This window comes from Streptomyces sp. NPDC048182, from assembly GCF_043202555.1.
Classification (GTDB): domain Bacteria; phylum Actinomycetota; class Actinomycetes; order Streptomycetales; family Streptomycetaceae; genus Streptomyces.
In genome coordinates this window covers 46,228-65,787 of record NZ_JBIDAQ010000002.1, presented here as the reverse complement: position 1 = coordinate 65,787, position 19,560 = coordinate 46,228, and the positions used below count along the sequence as shown (strand labels likewise).

18 protein-coding genes are annotated in these 19,560 nt (G+C 74.1%); 9 read left to right on the top strand and 9 right to left on the bottom strand.

All coding sequences use genetic code 11. The features are described from left to right. Positions 1-72 precede the first annotated feature (72 nt). The 6 genes from dacB (at position 73) to folE (ending at position 7,629) form a co-directional block, all read left to right on the top strand. Positions 73-1,593, top strand: a complete 1,521-nt coding sequence (dacB, locus tag ACGFZL_RS03290; RefSeq protein ID WP_393688779.1) for a D-alanyl-D-alanine carboxypeptidase/D-alanyl-D-alanine-endopeptidase — start codon at positions 73-75, stop codon at positions 1,591-1,593. A 173-nt stretch (positions 1,594-1,766) separates the two neighbouring features. Continuing rightward, the gene (locus tag ACGFZL_RS03285; protein WP_393688777.1) at positions 1,767-2,897 is read left to right on the top strand and encodes a zinc-dependent metalloprotease; all 1,131 of its coding nucleotides are present in this window, start codon (positions 1,767-1,769) and stop codon (positions 2,895-2,897) included. A 154-nt stretch (positions 2,898-3,051) separates the two neighbouring features. Further along, positions 3,052-4,110: a tRNA lysidine(34) synthetase TilS gene (gene tilS, locus ACGFZL_RS03280; RefSeq protein WP_393688775.1), complete on the top strand. Its 1,059-nt coding sequence runs from the start codon at positions 3,052-3,054 to the stop codon at positions 4,108-4,110. Between the two features lie 36 nt (positions 4,111-4,146). Continuing rightward, positions 4,147-4,707: a hypoxanthine phosphoribosyltransferase gene (gene hpt, locus ACGFZL_RS03275; protein ID WP_355176109.1), complete on the top strand. Its 561-nt coding sequence runs from the start codon at positions 4,147-4,149 to the stop codon at positions 4,705-4,707. Between the two features lie 183 nt (positions 4,708-4,890). Then, positions 4,891-6,924 carry an ATP-dependent zinc metalloprotease FtsH gene (gene ftsH, locus ACGFZL_RS03270; RefSeq protein ID WP_355176166.1) on the top strand — a complete coding sequence of 678 codons (2,034 nt, stop codon included), beginning with the start codon at positions 4,891-4,893 and terminating at the stop codon, positions 6,922-6,924. Positions 6,925-7,023: 99 nt separating this feature from the next. Continuing rightward, positions 7,024-7,629, top strand: coding sequence for a GTP cyclohydrolase I FolE (gene folE, locus ACGFZL_RS03265; RefSeq protein WP_393688772.1), 606 nt, complete (start codon positions 7,024-7,026; stop codon positions 7,627-7,629). Between the two features lie 12 nt (positions 7,630-7,641). On the opposite strand, the gene ACGFZL_RS03260 is transcribed toward folE, so the two are convergent. From ACGFZL_RS03260 to ACGFZL_RS03235, 6 genes are all read right to left on the bottom strand, one after another. Then, a complete protein-coding gene (locus ACGFZL_RS03260; protein WP_355176111.1) occupies positions 7,642-8,130 on the bottom strand; it encodes a DUF3180 domain-containing protein in 489 nt (162 codons plus the stop codon). A 45-nt stretch (positions 8,131-8,175) separates the two neighbouring features. Further along, positions 8,176-8,787 (bottom strand): 2-amino-4-hydroxy-6-hydroxymethyldihydropteridine diphosphokinase, encoded by a 612-nt coding sequence (gene folK, locus ACGFZL_RS03255; RefSeq protein ID WP_355176112.1) that lies wholly within the window; start codon positions 8,785-8,787, stop codon positions 8,176-8,178. After that, positions 8,784-9,143 (bottom strand): dihydroneopterin aldolase, encoded by a 360-nt coding sequence (gene folB, locus ACGFZL_RS03250; RefSeq protein WP_393688769.1) that lies wholly within the window; start codon positions 9,141-9,143, stop codon positions 8,784-8,786. Before folB ends, folK begins: the two co-directional genes overlap by 4 nt. A 268-nt stretch (positions 9,144-9,411) precedes the next feature. Further along, positions 9,412-9,918 carry a nuclear transport factor 2 family protein gene (locus tag ACGFZL_RS03245; RefSeq protein ID WP_393688767.1) on the bottom strand — a complete coding sequence of 169 codons (507 nt, stop codon included), beginning with the start codon at positions 9,916-9,918 and terminating at the stop codon, positions 9,412-9,414. Further along, positions 9,915-10,775 carry a dihydropteroate synthase gene (folP, locus tag ACGFZL_RS03240; protein WP_393688765.1) on the bottom strand — a complete coding sequence of 287 codons (861 nt, stop codon included), beginning with the start codon at positions 10,773-10,775 and terminating at the stop codon, positions 9,915-9,917. Before folP ends, ACGFZL_RS03245 begins: the two co-directional genes overlap by 4 nt. A 38-nt stretch (positions 10,776-10,813) precedes the next feature. Beyond that, complete coding sequence (locus ACGFZL_RS03235; protein WP_393688763.1) at positions 10,814-12,643, bottom strand: phosphatidylglycerol lysyltransferase domain-containing protein; 1,830 nt, start codon at positions 12,641-12,643, stop codon at positions 10,814-10,816. 164 nt (positions 12,644-12,807) lie between these two features. Here ACGFZL_RS03235 and ACGFZL_RS03230 point away from each other — a divergent pair, with 164 nt between their 5' ends. Together ACGFZL_RS03230 and ACGFZL_RS03225 are read left to right on the top strand one after the other, a co-directional pair. After that, positions 12,808-13,941 carry an alpha/beta hydrolase gene (locus ACGFZL_RS03230; RefSeq protein WP_393688761.1) on the top strand — a complete coding sequence of 378 codons (1,134 nt, stop codon included), beginning with the start codon at positions 12,808-12,810 and terminating at the stop codon, positions 13,939-13,941. Positions 13,942-14,075: 134 nt separating this feature from the next. Beyond that, positions 14,076-15,206: a hypothetical protein gene (locus tag ACGFZL_RS03225; protein WP_393688759.1), complete on the top strand. Its 1,131-nt coding sequence runs from the start codon at positions 14,076-14,078 to the stop codon at positions 15,204-15,206. A gap of 21 nt (positions 15,207-15,227) precedes the next feature. On the opposite strand, the gene ACGFZL_RS03220 is transcribed toward ACGFZL_RS03225, so the two are convergent. Both ACGFZL_RS03220 and ACGFZL_RS03215 read right to left on the bottom strand, forming a co-directional pair. Beyond that, positions 15,228-16,772, bottom strand: coding sequence for a PH domain-containing protein (locus ACGFZL_RS03220; protein ID WP_393688757.1), 1,545 nt, complete (start codon positions 16,770-16,772; stop codon positions 15,228-15,230). Further along, the gene (locus ACGFZL_RS03215; protein WP_393688755.1) at positions 16,769-17,278 is read right to left on the bottom strand and encodes a PH domain-containing protein; all 510 of its coding nucleotides are present in this window, start codon (positions 17,276-17,278) and stop codon (positions 16,769-16,771) included. Before ACGFZL_RS03215 ends, ACGFZL_RS03220 begins: the two co-directional genes overlap by 4 nt. Before the next feature lie 31 nt (positions 17,279-17,309). Here ACGFZL_RS03215 and ACGFZL_RS03210 point away from each other — a divergent pair, with 31 nt between their 5' ends. Further along, positions 17,310-18,461, top strand: a complete 1,152-nt coding sequence (locus ACGFZL_RS03210; RefSeq protein ID WP_355176121.1) for an NADH-quinone oxidoreductase subunit D — start codon at positions 17,310-17,312, stop codon at positions 18,459-18,461. Here the strand turns inward: ACGFZL_RS03210 and ACGFZL_RS03205 are convergent. After that, the gene (locus ACGFZL_RS03205; protein WP_393688752.1) at positions 18,426-19,496 is read right to left on the bottom strand and encodes an SAM-dependent methyltransferase; all 1,071 of its coding nucleotides are present in this window, start codon (positions 19,494-19,496) and stop codon (positions 18,426-18,428) included. The two genes, ACGFZL_RS03210 and ACGFZL_RS03205, sit on opposite strands and share 36 nt — an antisense overlap. Between the last annotated feature and the right edge of the window lie 64 nt (positions 19,497-19,560).

Here is a 19,560-nt window from a genome sequence, read left to right as displayed (position 1 = left end):
TCCTCCATGATCAGCACATAGTTCTGGTGGTTAAGTGTCCCTCACGCAGGTCCGTGATCGCGAAAGGGGCTGGTGACCGTGCCGGAGCTGAGGCCGTGGCGGGCCGCGGGCGCCGCCCTGCGTCCACGACTGACCCGCGCCGCGCGGGCGGCGCGGTCGCGGACCTGGCGGTACACCGCCGGCGCCGTCACCGCGGGCCTCGCGCTCGCCGCCGGTGTGGCGACCGCCGCGGGACCCTGGGACTCCACGGGTCAGCGTACGGCGGAGCGGCAGCGGGCCGTCACCGCCGGACGCACGGGTGGCGCAGATCACGGCCGCGGTGCCGCCGGCCCCGGCGCGGCCCGGGCGGACGGTCCCCGGCCCGCGCCCAGCGCCGCCGCCGTCCTGGCCGGCCTCACCGGCACGGCCGTACGCGCCCAGGCGGCCCCCGGCGGCAAGGCCCTCGCCGGCGTGCTCGGGCCGCTCCTGGACGACCCCGCGCTCGGCGAGCGGCGCGGCGCGGCCGTGGTCGACCTCACCGACGGCAGGCGGCTGTACGGCCGCGACGCCGACCTGGCCCTCACGCCGGCCTCCACCACGAAGATCGCCACCGCCGTGGCCGCGCTCGGCGCCCTCGGCCCCGACCACCGCCTGACCACCCGCACCGCCCTGGAGCCCGGCACCGGCGAGGTCGTCCTGGTCGGCGGCGGCGACCCCACGCTGACCGCCCGCGCGGACCGCCGCGGCCCGGCCTCCCTGCGCGTCCTCGCCGACCGCACCGCCGCGGCCCTGAAGAAGCGCGGCAAGAAGTCGGTCACGCTCTCCTACGACACGACCCTGTACGCCGGCCCGCCGAACCACCCGATCGGGGTCAACGAGAACCTCGCGCCCGTCACCGCCCTGATGGCCGACGAGGCCCGCACCGACGCCTCGACCAGCGGCCCCGCGCCCCGCGCCGCCGATCCGGCGGCCGAGGCCGCCCGCGCCTTCGCCCGGCTGCTCGGCGAACGGGGCGTCAAGGCGTCCGCGCCGGGCCCGTCCAAGGCGTCCAAGGGCGCGGACGCCCTCGCCGCCGTCTCCTCGCCCCCGCTCTCGGAGCTGGTCGAGCGGATGCTGACCAACAGCGACAACGACCTCGCGGAGGCCCTGGCCCGGCACACCGCCCTGGCCGGCGGGAAGCGGGCCGACTTCACCGGCGGCTCGGCCGCGATCGCCGCCCGCCTGAAGAAGCTCGGCCTGCCGCTGGCCGGCGCCCGCTTCCGGGACGGCAGCGGCCTGGACCGCGCCGACCGGATGAGCGCGAGCCTGCTCACCGCGCTCCTCGCGAAGGCCGCCGACCCGGACCGCCCGGACCTCCGCCCGGTCCTCACCGGCCTCCCCGTCGCCGGCTTCACCGGCACCCTGACCAGCCGCTACACCGACGGCGCGGCCGGCCTGGTGCGCGCCAAGACCGGCACCCTGACCGGCGTCAACACCCTCGCCGGCACGGTCGTCGACACCGACGGCCACGCCCTGGCCTTCGCCTTCCTGACCTCGGGCACGACGGACCCGACCACGACCCAGACGTCCCTGGACCACGCGGCGACGACGCTGGCGGAGTGCGGCTGCCGTTGAGCCCCGGGCACGACCCGCACCCGCCGACGGCGAGACCGCCCCACAGGGGCCACCCGCGCCCGACCACGAAAGCGTCACGGGTGGTGCGGGTGGGAACACAAAGGAGGCCGAAGCCGAAGGCGAGGCCTACTTCGACCACCCCCCAGCGGCAGCGCTCCCGTACCGTTGACCGCATGACGAGCATCGGCGCATCCTCCGGCATGGTCGACTGGAATCTCGCGGTGGCGACCGCGACGCGGCTCGTGCGCCCGGGGCCAGAGGTCAGCCGGGACGAGGCCCGGGCCGTGGTCGCGGAGCTCCGCCGGCACGCGAAGGCGTCCGAGGAGCACGTACGCGGCTTCACCCGGATGGCGACCGACGCGGAGCACGACACCCCCGTCCTCGTCGTGGACCGCCCCGGCTGGGTACGGGCCAACGTCGCCGGGTTCCGGGAGATCCTGCGCCCGCTCCTGGAGAAGATGGAGCAGCGGCGCGGGAGCGGCACCGGCGGCGCGCTGATGGGCGCCGTCGGCGGCAAGGTCACCGGCGTCGAGCTGGGCATGCTGCTGTCGTTCCTGTCCTCCCGCGTCCTCGGCCAGTACGAGACCTTCGCCCCGGCCACCCGCGAGCTGCCCGCCGGCGCGAACGGCGGCGGCCGGCTGCTCCTGGTCGCCCCGAACATCGTGCACGTCGAGCGCGAACTCGACGTCGACCCGCACGACTTCCGGCTCTGGGTGTGCCTGCACGAGGAGACCCACCGCACCCAGTTCACCGCCGTGCCCTGGCTCCGCGACCACCTGGAGGGCGAGATCCAGGCGTTCCTCGCGGAGACCGACGTCGATCCGATGACCATCCTGGAGCGGGTGCGCGAGGCCGCGCAGAGCCTGGCCGGCGGGCGGCCCGAGGGCGAGGAGGAGGACGGCGGCCGTTCCCTGGTCGAGCTGGTGCAGACCCCGGCGCAGCGCGAGGTCCTCGGCCGGCTCACCGCGGTGATGTCCCTCCTGGAGGGCCACGCCGACTTCGTGATGGACGGCGTCGGCCCCTCCGTCGTGCCGAGCGTCGGCGAGATCCGGGAGAAGTTCCAGCAGCGCCGCGCCAAGGGCGCATCCCGGCTCGACCTGGCGCTGCGCAAGCTGCTCGGCCTGGACGCCAAGCTCCGGCAGTACCGCGACGGCGAGCGCTTCGTGCGCGCCGTCGTGGACGAGATCGGCGTCGACGGCTTCAACAAGGTGTGGACCTCGCCCAACACCCTGCCCACCAAGGCGGAGATCGCCGCCCCGGCGGACTGGGTCGCGCGCGTGCACCGCACCACCCCGGAGGCGTGAGCCCCGCGCCCCGCCAATCACCCGTCCGAGGGACCGTGGGCCCTCTGCGGGCGTGCGATGCTCGGGGGTGCGTCCCGGTTCTGTCACCATCTACACACTCTGTGTGACCGAATTCGCGGGCTCACCCCCGAAAACTCCATGAAGGGCACCGGACATGGGTCCCCATCCTGCGGTCGCGGCGATACGCCTGGCGGTCCGCCGCGTCCTCCACGACATCCTCACCGAACTCCCCGCCGGGCCTGTCGGGCTCGCCGACCCCGCCGACCCCGTCGGCCCCGCCGCCTCAGGCGACCGGCGACAGCCGCTCGTGCTCGTCGCCTGCTCCGGTGGCGCCGACTCCATGGCGCTCGCCTCGGCCCTCGCCTTCGAGGCCCCCCGACTCGGCGTCCGCGCCGGCGGCGTGACCGTCGACCACGGCCTGCAGACCGGCTCCGACCTGCGCGCCGAAGAGGTCGTCGTGCGCCTGCGCGATCTCGGCCTCGACCCCGTCGAGTCCACCGCCGTCACCGTCGGCCGCGAGGGCGGCCCGGAAGCCGCCGCCCGCGCCGCCCGCTACGCCGCGCTCGACGCCGCCGCCGCCCGGCACGGCGCCGCCGCCGTCCTGCTCGGCCACACCCGCGACGACCAGGCCGAGACCGTCCTGCTCGGCCTCGCCCGCGGCTCCGGCATCCGCTCCCTGTCCGGGATGGCCGCGGTCTCGGGGACCGGCGGCCGCTACCGGCGCCCCTTCCTCCAGGTCGACCGGCAGACCGCGCGCAGGGCCTGCATGGCCCAGTCCCTGCCCGTCTGGGACGACCCGCACAACACCGACCCGGCCTACACCCGCTCCCGGCTGCGCCACGAGGGCCTGCCCGCCCTGGAGAAGGCCCTCGGCAAGGGCGTCGTCGAGGCCCTCGCCCGCACCGCCCAGCTCTCCCGGGACGACGCGGACGCCCTGGACACCTGGGCCCGCCAGGCCGAGACGGGCGTACGGGACGACACCGGCCGCCTGGAGTGCGCCAAGCTGCACGCCCTGCCGCCCGCCGTGCGCCGCCGGATCCTGCGCCGCGCCGCCATCGAGGCCGGCGCCCCGGCGGGCGCGCTGTTCGCCCGGCACATCGAGGAGGTCGACCGCCTCATCACCGGCTGGCGCGGCCAGGGGGCCATCAATCTGCCGGGCAAGGTCGTCGCCCAGCGGCAGGGTGGCAGACTGGTGATTCGGCAAGGCCGATGATTCGGCGAGGCTGAGGCCGAATCCGAACCGAAAGTGATGCGGGTGGACGCGAACGACATGGGTGCCGACCTCGAGAAGGTGCTCATCACCAAGGAAGAGATCGACGCGAAGCTGGTGGAGCTGGCCGCGAAGATCGACGCGGAGTACGCGGGCAAGGACCTGCTCATCGTCGGCGTCCTCAAGGGCGCGGTGATGGTCATGGCCGACCTGGCCCGGGCGCTGTCCACCCCCGTCACCATGGACTGGATGGCGGTGTCCTCCTACGGCGCGGGCACCCAGTCCTCCGGTGTGGTGCGGATCCTCAAGGACCTCGACACCGACATCAAGGGCAAGCACGTCCTGATCGTCGAGGACATCATCGACTCCGGGCTGACCCTGTCCTGGCTGATCTCCAACCTCGGCTCGCGCGAGCCCGCCTCCCTCAAGGTGTGCACGCTGCTGCGCAAGCCCGACGCCGCGAAGGTCGCCATCGACGTGGAGTGGGCCGGCTTCGACATCCCGAACGAGTTCGTCGTCGGCTACGGCCTCGACTACGCCGAGAAGTACCGCAACCTGCCCTTCGTCGGCACGCTCGCCCCGCACGTCTACGGCGGCTGACGCCCGGGCGGCGCAAATCGCACCACGGCCGGGAACCCCACGGGGCTCCGCGCCGTTGGAGCATGCAGACGTAAACGCCAGCGGCCCGTGCGCCTTCCCGCCACCAAGCTGGGGTACCGTCAGAAGAACTGTCTTATCAAACTCACTATGGCAGGAGGGACGGGGCGGCACCGCTCCGTGTGGATGGACGTGAAGCGATACTTCCGTGGGCCGGTCATGTGGATCGTGCTGGCCGTCCTTGCCGTGGTCGTGTTGATGCAGGTCGTCGGGTCCGGCGGCGGCTACAAGACGGTGGACACCGGCCAGGTCGTCCAGGCGATCAACGACAACAAGGTCGAGTCGGCCAAGATCACCACCGGTGACGAGCAGAACATCAAGGTCCAGCTCAAGGACGGGGTGAAGGTCAAGGGCAGCTCGAAGATCCAGGCGAGCTACATCGGTGACCAGGGCGTCACCCTGGCCAGCACCCTGCAGAACAAGTACCAGGACAAGCAGATCCCCGACGGCTACACCGTCTCGCCGACGAAGCAGAACGCCTTCGTCGGGATCCTGCTCTCCCTGCTCCCGTTCGTCCTGATCGTGGTCGTCTTCCTGTTCCTGATGAATCAGATGCAGGGCGGCGGCTCCCGGGTCATGAACTTCGGCAAGTCCAAGGCCAAGCTCATCACCAAGGACACCCCCAAGACGACGTTCTCGGACGTCGCCGGCTCGGACGAGGCCGTCGAGGAGCTCCACGAGATCAAGGAGTTCCTCCAGGAGCCGGCCAAGTTCCAGGCCGTCGGCGCCAAGATCCCCAAGGGCGTGCTGCTCTACGGCCCGCCCGGCACCGGCAAGACCCTGCTCGCGCGCGCCGTCGCGGGCGAGGCGGGCGTGCCGTTCTACTCGATCTCCGGCTCGGACTTCGTGGAGATGTTCGTCGGCGTCGGCGCCTCCCGGGTGCGCGACCTCTTCGAGCAGGCCAAGGCCAACGCGCCGGCCATCGTCTTCGTCGACGAGATCGACGCGGTCGGCCGCCACCGCGGCGCCGGCCTCGGCGGCGGTCATGACGAGCGCGAGCAGACGCTGAACCAGCTCCTGGTGGAGATGGACGGCTTCGACGTCAAGGGCGGTGTGATCCTCATCGCCGCGACGAACCGGCCCGACATCCTCGACCCGGCGCTGCTGCGCCCCGGCCGCTTCGACCGGCAGATCGCCGTCGACCGCCCGGACATGCAGGGCCGTCTGGAGATCCTCAAGGTCCACCAGAAGGGCAAGCCGGTCGCCCCGGACGTCGACCTGTCGGCCGTCGCCCGCCGCACCCCCGGCATGACCGGCGCCGACCTGGCCAACGTGCTCAACGAGGCCGCGCTCCTGACCGCGCGCAGCGACCAGAAGCTGATCGACAACCGGATGCTGGACGAGGCGATCGACCGGGTGGTCGCGGGCCCGCAGAAGCGGACCCGGATCATGTCGGACAAGGAGAAGAAGATCACCGCGTACCACGAGGGCGGACACGCCCTGGTCGCGGCGGCCTCACCCAACTCCGACCCGGTGCACAAGATCACCATCCTCTCCAGAGGCCGCGCCCTCGGCTACACGATGGTGCTGCCGGACGAGGACAAGTACTCCACCACGCGCAACGAGATGCTCGACCAGCTCGCCTACATGCTGGGCGGCCGGGCGGCCGAGGAACTGGTCTTCCACGACCCGACCACCGGCGCCGCCAACGACATCGAGAAGGCCACGGGCCTGGCCCGCGCGATGGTCACGCAGTACGGCATGACCGAGCGGCTCGGCGCCATCAAGTTCGGCGGCGACAACAGCGAGCCCTTCCTCGGGCGTGAGATGGCTCACCAGCGCGACTACTCGGAAGAGGTCGCCGCGCTGGTCGACGAGGAGGTCAAGCAGCTCATCGAGACGGCGCACAACGAGGCGTGGGAGATCCTGGTCGAGAACCGGGACATCCTGGACAACCTCGTCCTCGCGCTGCTCGAGAAGGAGACGCTGGGCAAGGAGGAGATCGCCGAGGTCTTCGCCCAGATCCACCGGCGTCCCGCGCGGCCGGCCTGGACCGGCTCCTCCCGCCGCACGCCGTCCACCCGTCCGCCGGTCCTCTCCCCCCGGGAGCTGGCCCTGACGAACGGTGCGAACGGCACGACGGCGGCGATCTCCACTGCCAAGTCCACCACCCCGGACCCGGCCCCCGAGCCGGCTCCGGAGGACCGCCCGGAGAGCTGACCGCCCGGCCCCCGGCCGGAATGAACGCCGCGTCCCCCGAGGTTCTAGCCTGGGGGGACGCGGCGTTTTCCGCATCCATGACCAGGAACGAGGCAGCACATGACCGACCCCGTGACGCTGGCGGGCGACGGCCCCGTCGGCGAGTTCGACGAGAAGCGCGCGGAGAACGCGGTCCGCGAACTCCTCATCGCGGTCGGCGAGGACCCGGACCGCGAGGGCCTGCGCGAGACGCCGGCACGGGTGGCGCGGGCGTACCGGGAGATATTCGCCGGGCTGTGGCAGGAGCCCGAGGACGTGCTGACCACCACCTTCGACCTCGGCCATGACGAGATGGTGCTGGTGAAGGACATCGAGGTGTTCTCCACCTGTGAGCACCACCTGGTGCCGTTCCGGGGCGTGGCGCACGTCGGGTACATCCCGTCCGTCAACGGCAAGATCACCGGGCTGTCCAAGCTGGCCCGCCTGGTGGACGTCTACGCCCGCCGGCCGCAGGTGCAGGAGCGGCTCACCACGCAGGTCGCGGACTCGCTGATGGAGATCCTGGAGCCGCGCGGCGTGATCGTCGTCGTGGAGTGCGAGCACATGTGCATGTCGATGCGGGGCATCCGCAAGCCCGGCGCGAAGACCATCACCTCGGCGGTGCGCGGGCAGCTGCGGGACGTCGCCACCCGCAACGAGGCGATGAGCCTGATCATGGCGCGCTGAGCGCGCCGGTCCTCACGCCGCCGGCGCCGTGCCGGGGTGGTCCTGGTCGTCGTCGTCCGGGAGTTTGCAGACGCGTTCCATGAAGAGGGCCGCCGCTATCACCGCGAGGCCGGCCAGGACCGAGAAGCCGGCGTAGATCGCCTGGTCGCGGCGGGCCGGGATGTCCAGGTACCCCAGGAGGAAGACGCCCGTGCCGCCGTACATCCCGGCGACCAGGGCGGCGACCAGGGCGCTGGCCTGGCCGAAGACGACCGCGCGGGCCGCCATCATCGGGTCGACGCCCTTGGCCTCCGGGTCCCGGTCGCGCTGGGCCTTGAGGCGGGCGCGCAGGGAGAGGGCGGTGGCCAGCAGGACCACGGCGATCAGGGCGAGGACGACCGGGGCGGCCAGGGGGACGCTGGGCAGGGTGCCGACCGAGTTCCACAGCCGGGCCACCGCCCAGGACAGGACGCCGGCCACGACCAACACGCCGGCCAGCACCCTGATGCGCAGCTCTTTCACGGTGTCCTCTCGTCGCCGATCTTCACATCGTGTCGACCTTAACGACTACTCGGGCAGGTGGAGTTCCAGGTCGGTGCGGGGCGCGACGCCCTGCCGGCCGACGGCCGCGAGCAGTTCGGCGACCGGGCCCCGGCCGGCCAGCCGCGCCTCGGGGTCCACGTCGTGCCAGGGGGCGAGGACGAAGGCGCGCTCGTGGGCGCGGGGGTGGGGGAGGGTGAGCCCGGGGTCGTCGGAGACGACGTCCGCGTAGGCGACGATGTCGACGTCCAGGGTGCGCGGGCCCCAGTGCTCGTCGCGGACCCGGTGGAAGGCCTCCTCGACCGCGTGCGCCCGCTCCAGGAGGGAGGACGGGGGCAGGGTGGTCTTCAGCAGCACGACCGCGTTGAAGTACGCGGGCTGGCTGTCGGGGTCGACGCCCCACGGCTCGGTCTCGTAGACCGGCGAGACGCCCTTCACGCGGACGCCCGGGGTGTCCTCCAGGGCGTCGATGGCGCCCTGAAGGGTCTCCAGGCGGTTGCCGAGGTTGGCGCCGAGGGCGACCACGGCGCGTTTGGGGTTGGAGAGCGTGGAGTCGGCGGCGTCGACCCGCTCGGTGACGGAGTCGGGCACCGGCTGGACGGTCGGGTCCACCGGACCACGGCTGAAGGGGGTGCTCATACACGGCTCCGGATGATGGTCACGGTCACGTCGTCGAAGGGGACGGTGATCGGCGCTTCCGGCTTGTGGACGCAGACCTCGACCTCCTGGACCCCTTCGTGCTGCAGACAGACCTGGGCGATGCGTTCGGCGAGCGTCTCCACGAGGTCGACGGGCTCGCCCTCGACGGCGGCGACGACCTGCTCGGCCACGATGCCGTAGTGCACGGTCTTCGCCAGGTCGTCGTCGGCCGCGGCCGGCCGGGTGTCCAGGCCCAGGACGACGTCCACGAGGAAGGTCTGGCCCTCCTCGCGCTCCTTGGGGAACACACCGTGGTGCCCGCGGGCCCTCAGGCCGCGCAGCGCGACACGATCCACGCGAATCACTCCTGCCGTCGTCGTTCTCGGCCGGCGCCCCCGCGTGCGGGCGGTGCGCCGGCCAGACCCCGAATCTACCCGCGAGGTCCGAAAGCACCGGGCCACGGGGTGTGCGGGCCGGGTCGGGGCGCGGTCGCGCGCTCCGCGCGCCCCACGCGTTTCGCCTGGCGGCCCCGAGGATCTCGGGCCGGGGGCGGGGTGGGGGAGCGGTTCCGTGATGTCCGCCACGTCCGGCCTGGTCACGACCCCTTCGGGTGGTTTGTCCGGCTCAGGGTGCGCTCTCCTCGCCGTCCTCCTCCTCGCCCTCGGCCAGCACCGGTGAGGCGTGGTGCGACCAGAGCCGCCAGCCGGCCGGGGTACGCCGCCAGGCGTTGGTGGCGACGACGAGCTGGCCGACCAGCGGCCCCAGCTCTTCGTCCTCGCCCTCGGGGGCGGGCCCGCCGCTGAGGATGTTCTCGGTGCAGGTCACCAGGGCGGTGTCGCCGGTGACGGAGACGTGCACGTCGGTGAGGAAGAACTGGATGTAGTCGGTGTTCGCCATGATCAGCGCGTACGACCGCAGCACCTCGCCGCGCCCGGTCAGCACCGGCCAGCCCGGGTGCACGCAGGAGACCACGCCGGCGTCGGCCGGGTCGTGGTACGTCTCGTCCACGCCCAGGTCGGCCGGGGTCAGCCAGGCGGCCGAGACCCGCTCGAAGTCGCCCTGCTCCAGTGCCTCGTAGAAGGCGGTGTTGGCGGCCTCGACCTGTTCGACGTCGATGTGCGGGGCGTTCACCGGGCGGCCTCCACGGCGCGGGCGACGCGTACGGCGTCCGCGGTGGCGCGCACCTCGTGCACCCGTACCGCCCAGGCGCCGGCATGCGCCGCGAGGGCGGAGACGGCGGCGGTGGCGGCGTCCCGTTCGCGCGCGGGCGGCGGGGCGGCGCCGGGTCCTGCGAGCACCCGGCCGAGGAACCGCTTGCGGGAGGCGGCGACCAGGACGGGGTGGCCCAGGGCGAGCAGCCGGTCCAGGTGGGCGAGGAGCACCAGGTCGTGCTCGGCGTCCTTGGAGAAGCCGAGCCCGGGGTCGACCACGATCCGGTCGGCGGCCACGCCCCCGGCGAGGACGGCCTCCACGCGCGCGTGCAGCTCGTCCACGACCTCGCCGACCACGTCCGCGTACTGCCCCCGGACGTTGCCGCCCGCCAGGAAGCCGCGCCAGTGCATGACGACGAAGGGCGCGCCCGCGTCGGCGACGACCGGCACCATCCGGGGGTCGGCGAGGCCGCCACTGACGTCGTTGACCAGGGCGGCGCCGGCCGCGAGGGCCCGTTCGGCGACCGAGGCGCGCATGGTGTCGACGGAGACGGTCAGGCCCTCGGCGGCCAGCGCGCGCACGACCGGCACGACCCGGCGCAGCTCCTCCTCCTCGTCCACCCGCGCGGCGCCCGGGCGGGTGGACTCGCCGCCGACGTCGACCAGGTCGGCGCCCTCGGCGACCAGGGCGAGGCCCCGCTTGACGGCGGCCGTGGGGTCGAAGAACCGGCCGCCGTCGGAGAAGGAGTCGGGGGTGACGTTGACGACCCCCATGACGGCGCAGCGGTCCCACGCGGTCAGTCCCGCCAGGGGGCGGCGCCCGGTCTGCGTGCTCATGTTCCTCAGCCTAGGCCGTACGCCCGGAACGGCGGCGCTCACACCGCCTGGGCGGCCTCCCGCTCCCGTGTCTCCGCCACCCGTGCCCGGTGCGCGCACGGCCGGCCGGCCGGGGTGCGGTGGCGCAGGAAGCGGGGCCGTGGCAGGGCCAGGGTGAGGAAACCTTCCGCCTGCATGGCCGCGAGGCCGAGCCGGGGGAGGTCGGCGGAGTTGCGGTAGACGACGAAGCGGGGCTCCCAGCGGGGCTGGAACTTGGCGTTGAACTTGTACAGCGACTCGATCTGGAACCACCGGGAGAGGAACACCAGCAGGCCCCGCCAGGCCCGCAGCACCGGACCCGCCCCGATCTTCTCGCCGCGGGCGAGCGCCGAGCGGAACATGGCGAAGTTGAGCGAGACCCGCCGGATGCCGAGCCCCGGAGCCGCCTGGAGCGCGGCCACGATCAGCAGTTCGTTCATGCCGGGGTCGGCCGCCCGGTCCCGGCGCATCAGGTCGAGGGAGGCCCCGTCGGTGCCCCAGGGCACGAAGTGCAGGATCGCCTTGAGGTCGCCGTGCGCGCCGGGCGCCTCGTCGGCCTTGTGGGCGGTGGCGACCAGGCAGTCGCCGTCCCCGGGGTCGCCGATGCGGCCGAGGGCCATGGAGAAGCCGCGCTCGGTGTCGGTGCCCCGCCAGTCGTCGGCGGCGCGGCGGAGCCGGTCAAGCTCCGCCGCGCCGAGGTCGGCGACGCGCCGCACGCGGGTCTGGTAACCGGCGCGCTCGATGCGCTTGACCATCTGGCGCACATTGCGCATCGCGCGGCCGGCCAGGGAGAAATCCGCGACGTCCACCACCGCCTCGTCGCCGAGTTCGAGGGCGTCCAGGCCGGTCTCCCGGGTCCACACCTCGGCGCCGGTCTCGGAGCAGCCCATCACGGCGGGCGTCCAGGAGTGGGCGCGGGCCTCGTCCATGAACCGCTCGATGGCCCCCGGCCACGCCTCCACGTCGCCGACCGGGTCGCCGCTGGCCAGCATGACGCCGGAGACGACGCGGTAGGTGACGGCCGCCTTGCCGCTCGGGGAGAAGACGACGGCCTTGTCCCGGCGCAGCGCGAAGTGGCCGAGGGAGTCCCGGCCGCCGTGCCGGGCGAGCAGCTCGCGCAGCCGGATCTCGTCGTCCTCGGTGAGCCGGGCGGCGGGGTGTTCGGGGCGCAGCGCGAGGTAGGCGGTGGTGAGGGCGGTGAGCAGGCCGAGGGCGCCGAGCGAGAAGGCGACCGTCCAGGAGGTGTTGCCCCGGTAGTCGACGGGGCCCTCGAAGCCGAACAGCCCGTAGAGCACGTGGGCGAGGCGGTCGGCCAGGCTCGGGTCGCCGACCATGCGGCGCGGGTGGGCGTCCACGACGACCAGGCCGAGCAGCAGCGAACCGGCGCCCATCAGGACGAAGTTGGCGAGCGCCTTCCACCGGCTGCGCGGGTCGGGCAGCGCGGCGAACTGGTCGCGGTGGCGCAGCAGGGGCAGCAGCAGCAACAGCGAGACCAGGACGCCCGGGTAGGAGTGCCGGTAGGTGAGCTGGGCGAGGGCGCCGAGCGGCAGCAGGGCCACGGCGGCCCGCCAGGCCCGCCGCTTGCGGCGCTTGAGACCGTGGGCGAGCAGCAGGAGCAGCACCCCGGCGCTCAGCGAGAGCGCCGCCGCGAAGGGGCCGAAGGAGCCGGGCAGCACCTCGGCGAGGGCGTGCATCCGGCTGTGCCGGAAGCGCGGGAAGACCCCGGCGGCGACGTCGAGCAGGCCGACCAGCACGCACGCCCGGCCGACGAGGAGGGGCACGGCCTCCGGCCGGGGGCCGCGCAGTACCCGCCGCAGGCCCTGGGCCCGGGCCGGAACCCGGCCCGACATTTCCTCATCTGTCCTGACAGACATCGCACCTGTTTGTTCTGCGAGAGACGGTGGATCCGGGCCCGATCGGGCATCCGGCGACATTGCGCCCTTTAGGACGGTGTCTCGGTGGGGGAGGTTCACTCCACTCCGTACGGATCATCGGCACAGGCAGGTAACGACGCATGGGTCTCACGAGCAACACGGTGCTGGCGCTGGCCGTGCTGGCCGGGGTGCTGCTGTTCGGCGGCACGGTGTGGCTGTGGCCCCGCCTGGCACGGCGCGGCGTGCGGCCCGTGGCGGGCCGGATCGGCCTGCTGCTCGTCACCCAGGTGGCCGTGTTCGCCGCGGTCGGGCTGGTCGCCAACCAGTCGTTCGGCTTCTACGCCAGTTGGGCGGACCTGTTCGGCCAGGAGGACGGCCAGGGCGTGGTCGTGGACCACACGGGCGCCACCGGGGCCCCGTTGACGGTGACGGGCACGCGGCGCGTGGCGCAGGCGGGCGGTGCCCTGCCGCGGACGGCCGGCCAGGTGCAGGAGGTCCGGCTGGTCGGCCGGAACTCGCGGATCGCGACGCCCGCCTACGTGTATCTGCCGCCGGAGTACTTCCAGTCGTCCCACCGCGACCGGAAGTTCCCCGCGGCGATCGTCCTGACCGGTTATCCGGGCACGGCCAAGGCCCTGGTGGACAAGTTGAACTATCCGAGCACGGCGCTGAAGCTGGCCCGCGCGGGCCGGATGCGGCCGATGATCCTCGTCATGCTGCGGCCCACGGTGGCGCCGCCGCGCGACACCGAGTGCGTGGACGTGCCGGGCGGCCCGCGGACGGAGACCTTCTTCGCGCGGGACCTGCCCGAGGCCGTCGGCGCGCACTACCGGGTGGACGCGCGTCCGGGCGGCTGGGGCGTGGTCGGCGACTCGACCGGCGGCTACTGCGCGCTCAAGTTCGCGATGCACCACCCGGAGCGGTTCGGCGCGGGGGCCGGGCTCTCCCCGTACTACAAGGCGCCCATCGACCCCACCACCGGCGACCTCTTCCACGGCGACGAGGGGCTGCGCAGGCGCGCCGACCTGTGGTGGTGCCTGGACCACCTGCCGGCGCCGGACACCTCACTGCTCGTCACCAGCAGCAAGGTCGGCGAGACGAACTACCAGGAGACGCTGGAGTTCATCGACCGGGCCAAGCGGCGCGGCCCCACGCGCGTCTCGTCGATCATCCTGGACAGCGGCGGGCACAACTTCAATACGTGGCGGCGTGAGATTCCGGCGACCCTGGAGTGGCTCGGCGAGCGGCTGGACAGCGGCTCGCGCAACGGCTGACCAGGCACTCGGCGATCTCGATATCCGGCGCCGATCCGGCGTTCGGGAAAGCCGCATTACCGATTCCGCGCGAACGCCGGGAATTTGCCGGGCGGGGGCGCCAAGATTCGCCTACGCGCGGTAAGTTTCTGGCCATGCCACGTGGACGTCACCGCCATTCCCCGCCCTTGCACCGACTGCTTCCCCCGTCGGCCATCGCAGGCGTCTCCGTCGTCTGCGCCGCCGGACCCTGGGTGTTCGACCAGGCGCCGGTGCTGCGCGCGCTGGCCGCCGCCGCCGCGGTGACGGCGGTCGTCGGCGCGGTCGTGATGCGGCACTGGGACGCGCAGGCGGGCCGGCGGGTCGCCGACCTCACGCGCGCGCGGGCGAGCGACGAGTGGCGCTACGAGGAGCGGGTCGCCGAACTGGAGTCCGACCTGGAGGAGTCGCGCGAGCTGCGCCAGAAGCTGGAGCACCGGCTGCGCGCCAAGCGCACCGAACTGGCCGGGCTGCGCGGCGAGCACGCCGCCCTGCTGCGCCGGTACGCCACGGCGGAGACCGAGCGGGCCAGCGCCCTGGAGGGGCGCCGCCTGCTGGCGATCGAGGCCGCGCCCACGACCCGGGCCGCGCTGCCGGCCGCGCGGCCCGCGCCGCTCGCCGAGGCGGCGGCGGCGAAGACCGCCGAGCGGGCGCCCGGTGTCTTCTCGCCCGCCGGGGCGGGGTTGTACCAGCAGGCGGGGGAGGCGCTGGCCCGGCTGGAAGCCGCCCCCGCGACCGCGTCCCCCGACGGCGACGGCCCCGTGCCGGACGCGCCGGGAACGGAGGGCGACGCGCAGGGGAAGCCCTCGGCGGTCGACGGACACGGACATGAGCGCACCGCCGCCGCCGGCACGCCCGCGCACCCCACCGAGCCCACGGAGCCCGCCGAGCCCACGGAGCCCACCGGGCGTGCCGAGGGGCACTTCACGGTGCCGACCGCGGTGGCCGTCGCCCCGGCCGCGCCCGCCCGGCGCCGGCCGGTCGAGGGCGGCTTCGACTTCTTCGGCACCAAGGGCGAGGGCGCGGCGGAGGACGGGTCCGCGCCCGCCGCCCTGGCCGCCGTCCAGAACGAGGATCTCGCCGACGTGGTCGGCCAGGAGGCCCTCGCGCTGCACGAGGCCGAGGCGGAGACCGCCGTCAAGCCGGCCGGCCCGGAGTCCCGCGCCGTCGGCCAGGTCATCGACCTGACCGCCCACGACGAGACCGAGCAGATCGACGTCCAGGAGCTGCGCGGCGCGGTCTCCTGACCCCGTTGTCCGAGGGCGGCCTCAGGTCATCCAGCGGTCCGGCGGCGCGTCCCGGCGGCCCGTGCGGGAGCGTTCGGCCTGGGCGTCCAGCAGGTGGGCCGCCTCGTCCGCGTCGCGCAGGCGGGCGGTGACCGTCTTGTCGGCGCCGGTGTCCACATGGACGTCGGCCAGCCGCAGCGCCCGCTGCCAGGGCCCCTGCCTTCGGCGCACGCTCTGCACCTTGGCGTGCGGGACGAGGGCCAGGCTGCGGCGCAGCAGCCCGTACCGGGCGGCGAACACCGTGTCGGTGACGGCGAGTCCGTAGCCGCGCCACCACAGCGGGCGGCAGCGCCCGGCGCGGCGCGGCGGGCCGGGCAGCGAGGCCGGCGCCGGCACCGAGACGCCGGGCAGCACCCGGGCGACCAGTGACTCGGCGGTCTCGCGCGGCGCGACCGGCAGCAGCACGGAGTTCGAGGAGCCGGCCACGTCCAGCTCGACCCGCACCCAGCCCCGGCGCCGCCACAGCAGCGGCTCGACGATCCGCACGGTCTGCACCCGGCCCGGCGGCACCGTCTCGTGGGTCCGGTCGAGCAGCCCGTGGTCGATGCGCAGGCCGTCCGGCGACTCCGCCACCGCCCAGTCGTACTCGCCGACGAACCGACCGGCGCTGTTCGCGCCCGCCGCGCCGAGCAGCGGCAGGGCGGTGGCCAGCACCGTCCACAGGTTGTGGGTGGCGAGCCACAGCAGCGTCGGTACGACCAGGGCGGCGAGCGCCGTGCCCCAGGTGGCGCCGGTCAGCAGCAGGGCGACGGCGAGCACGCCGGGCGGCACCCGCAGCAGCTGCCGGGCGGGGGCCTCGCCGACCTCGTGCGCGGTCTCGGGCGCGAGCCCCGCGGCGCGGGCCAGCAGTTCGGCCCGCAGGGCGCGGGCCTCCGCCGCGCCGAGGAAGGCCAGCTCGTCCTTCTTGCCGGTGCCGATGACGTCCAGCTTCAGCTTGGCGACCCCGGCGATGCGGGCCAGGAGGGGCTGGGTGACGTCGATGGCCTGGACGCGTTCGAGGCGGATGTGGGCGGTGCGGCGGAAGAGGAGGCCGGTGCGGATGCGGAGTTCGGTGTCCGTGACCGCGTAGTGGGTGTACCACCAGGTGAGGAAGCCGTAGAGGGAGGCGGCGGGGATGAGTACGGCGAGGCCGATGAGGAGGGTGGTGGTGGTCAGGCGGGTGAGTTGCTGCTGGGCCTGGTCGGGGTCGTGGACGGCCCAGCCGACGAGTACGGCTATTGGTGCCCAGGCTCGGCGGAGGGGGGTGATGGGGTGGAGGCGGCGTTCGGTGGGGGCTTGGGTGGGTGTGGTCGGGTGCGGGTGGGTGGGGGCTGGTCGCGCAGTTCCCCGCGCCCCTGAGGCATCGGGGCTGGGGTCGGTTGTCGGGTGCGGGTGCGTCGTGGCTGGTCGCGCGGTTCCCCGCGCCCCTGGGGGGTTGGGGGTGGCGGGGTGTGATGCGTGCGGGTCGGGACGGTCGGAGTGCGCGGTTCCCCGCGCCCCTGGGGCATCCAGGGTGGGGTCGTTCTCGGCGGAGTCGTCTGGGGTCACAGGCCCGCCGACCTTGCCTCGCCCAGTTCCGTCAGGCGGTCGCGGAGGCGTTCCGCCTCGGTCGGGTCGAGGCCCGGGATGGTCGCGTCGGTGGCCGCGGCGGCCGTGTGCAGTTGCACGCTGGCCAGGCCGAAGTGGCGTTCCACCGGGCCCGAGGTCACCTCGACCAGCTGCATCCGGCCGTACGGCACGACCGTCTCCTCGCGCCACAGCACCCCGCGGCTGATCAGCAGGTCGTCGGCGCGCTCGGCGTACCGCCACGAGCGCCAGTTGCGGCCGAGCAGCACCCAGCCCCACGCGGCCACGGCCAGCGGCACCAGCGCGCACAGCGCCCAGGCCGGGCCGGCGAACAGCCCCGGCAGGACCCCGGCCGCCAGTGTCAGCAGTCCCAGCCACACCACCAGGAGCAGGCGCCGCATCCGCAGCAGGCCGGGCGGCAGCCCGGTCCACTCCGGCTGGCCCCGCACCGGCCCCGTGCCCGTCTCGCGCGGGCTCCCCGTCTCCATGAGCCCAGCGTACGTAGGGGAGACTGGGTCCATGACTCCCACGACGGAGACCATGGTCGGCATCGGCGGCGGCGCGGAGAGCACCGACATGGTGCTGAACATCGGCCCCCAGCATCCCTCCACGCACGGTGTGCTGCGGCTGCGGCTCGTCCTGGACGGTGAGCGGATCGTCAGCGCCGAGCCGGTGATCGGGTACATGCACCGGGGCGCGGAGAAGCTGTTCGAGGCCCGGGACTACCGGCAGATCATCGTGCTGGCCAACCGGCACGACTGGCTGTCGGCGTTCTCCAACGAGCTGGGTGTGGTCCTCGCCGTCGAGCGGATGCTCGGCATGGAGGTCCCCGCGCGCGCGGTGTGGCTGCGCACGCTGCTCGCCGAGCTGAACCGGGTGCTCAACCACCTGATGTTCCTCGGCTCCTACCCCCTTGAGCTGGGCGGCATCACGCCGGTCTTCTACGCCTTCCGCGAGCGGGAGGTCCTCCAGAACGTGATGGAGGAGGTCTCCGGCGGGCGCATGCACTACATGTTCAACCGCGTCGGCGGCCTCAAGGAGGACCTGCCGGCCGGCTGGACCACCCGCGCGCGTGCCGCCGTCGCCGCGGTGCGCCCGCGCCTGGACGTCTTCGACGACCTGGTGCTCGGCAACGAGATCTTCCGCGGCCGGACCCGCGGTGTGGGCGCCCTGAGCCCGGAGGCCGTGCACGCGTACGGCGTCAGCGGGCCCATCGCCCGCGCCTCGGGCGTCGACTTCGACCTGCGGCGCGACGAGCCCTATCTGGCGTACGGCGAACTCCAGGACGTCCTCAAGGTGGTCACCCGGCGCGAGGGCGACTGCCTCGCGCGCTTCGAATGCCTCCTGGAGCAGACGCACAACGCCCTCGACCTCGCCGACGCCTGCCTGGACCGGCTGGCCGAGCTGCCGCCGGGGCCGGTCAACCAGCGGCTCCCCAAGGTGCTGAAGGCGCCCGAGGGCCACACGTACGCCTGGACCGAGAACCCGCTCGGCATCAACGGCTACTACCTGGTGAGCAAGGGCGAGAAGACGCCGTACCGGCTGAAGCTGCGCTCGGCCTCGTACAACAACATCCAGGCGCTCACCGAGCTGCTGCCCGGCACGCTGGTCGCGGACATGGTGGCGATCCTCGGGTCACTGTTCTTCGTGGTCGGGGACATCGACAAGTAGCCCGTCGGCCGCCAGGGGGCCCACCGGCTGGGCCAGCCACCAGAAGTCGCCGAGGCCGCCCCGCGCGGTCAGCTCGGCGGCCTCGGAGGCGCGGGCGAGGGCGCGCACGTACGCCGCCGGGTCGGTGCCGGCCAGCGCGAGCGGGGGGCGTGCGCCGGTGACGCCGAGGGCGCGCAGGGCGTCGCGCTGGGGCAGGAGCAGTGCGCCCGGCAGCCCGGGGGCCGCCGCGCACGCGTCCAGGGCGACGTGCGCGGTCAGGTCGCGGGAGCCGTCGGGCACGGGCGGGACCTCCCGCCCCTCCCGGAAACCGGTGAGCGTCCCGAACGGCGGCCGGGCGTCGGCCAGGTGCCCGTAGTCCACGGCGACGGCCAGACCGGCCTTCAGCGCGCCGACGGCTCCGGCCCACGCGCGGTCCCGGGTCGTCCCGATCTCGGCGCGCAGCCCTTCCTCGCCCCCCGGCGGCCACCAGCGGGTCAGCCACGCCGTCTCCGCCGCGGTGAGCGGGCCGGCCAGGCGCTCGGTGCCGTCGGGGCGGACCTGGACGCGCCGGGGCACGCCCTCGGGGTCGGTCTGGGCGATGTCCAGGGGGACGTTGTCCAGCCACTCGTTGGCGAACAGCAGGCCGGTGATGCCGGGCGGCGCCTCGGGGAGCCAGGTGACGCGCGGGTCGAGGCCGGGCGGGCGGTCGGCGATCTCGACGGCGTACGCGCGCGTGCGGGCCGCCACCTCGGCGGGCAGGGCCGCCAGGACGCCGGTGACCAGCTCGCCGCGCCCGGCGGCCAGGTCCACGAGGTCGAGCCGGGCCGGCCGGCCGAGTGCCGCGTCGACCCGGCACAGCAGCCGCGCCACGGCCCCGGCGAAGAGGGGCGAGGCGTGCACGGAGGTGCGGAAGTGGCCGGCCGGGCCCTCGGGGCGGCGGTAGAAGCCGGCGGGGCCGTACAGGGCGTCCTGGGCGGCTTCCCGCCAGTCCCGCCAGTCCCGCCAGTCCCGCCAGCCGTCCGATGCCCCGTGCGTCTCCTGCGCCCCTGCTGCCACGTGCCCAGGCTAGACGGGCCGCGTGGGGCCGACTCCACCTTGCGGAGTAGGCGCCGCCGGCCCG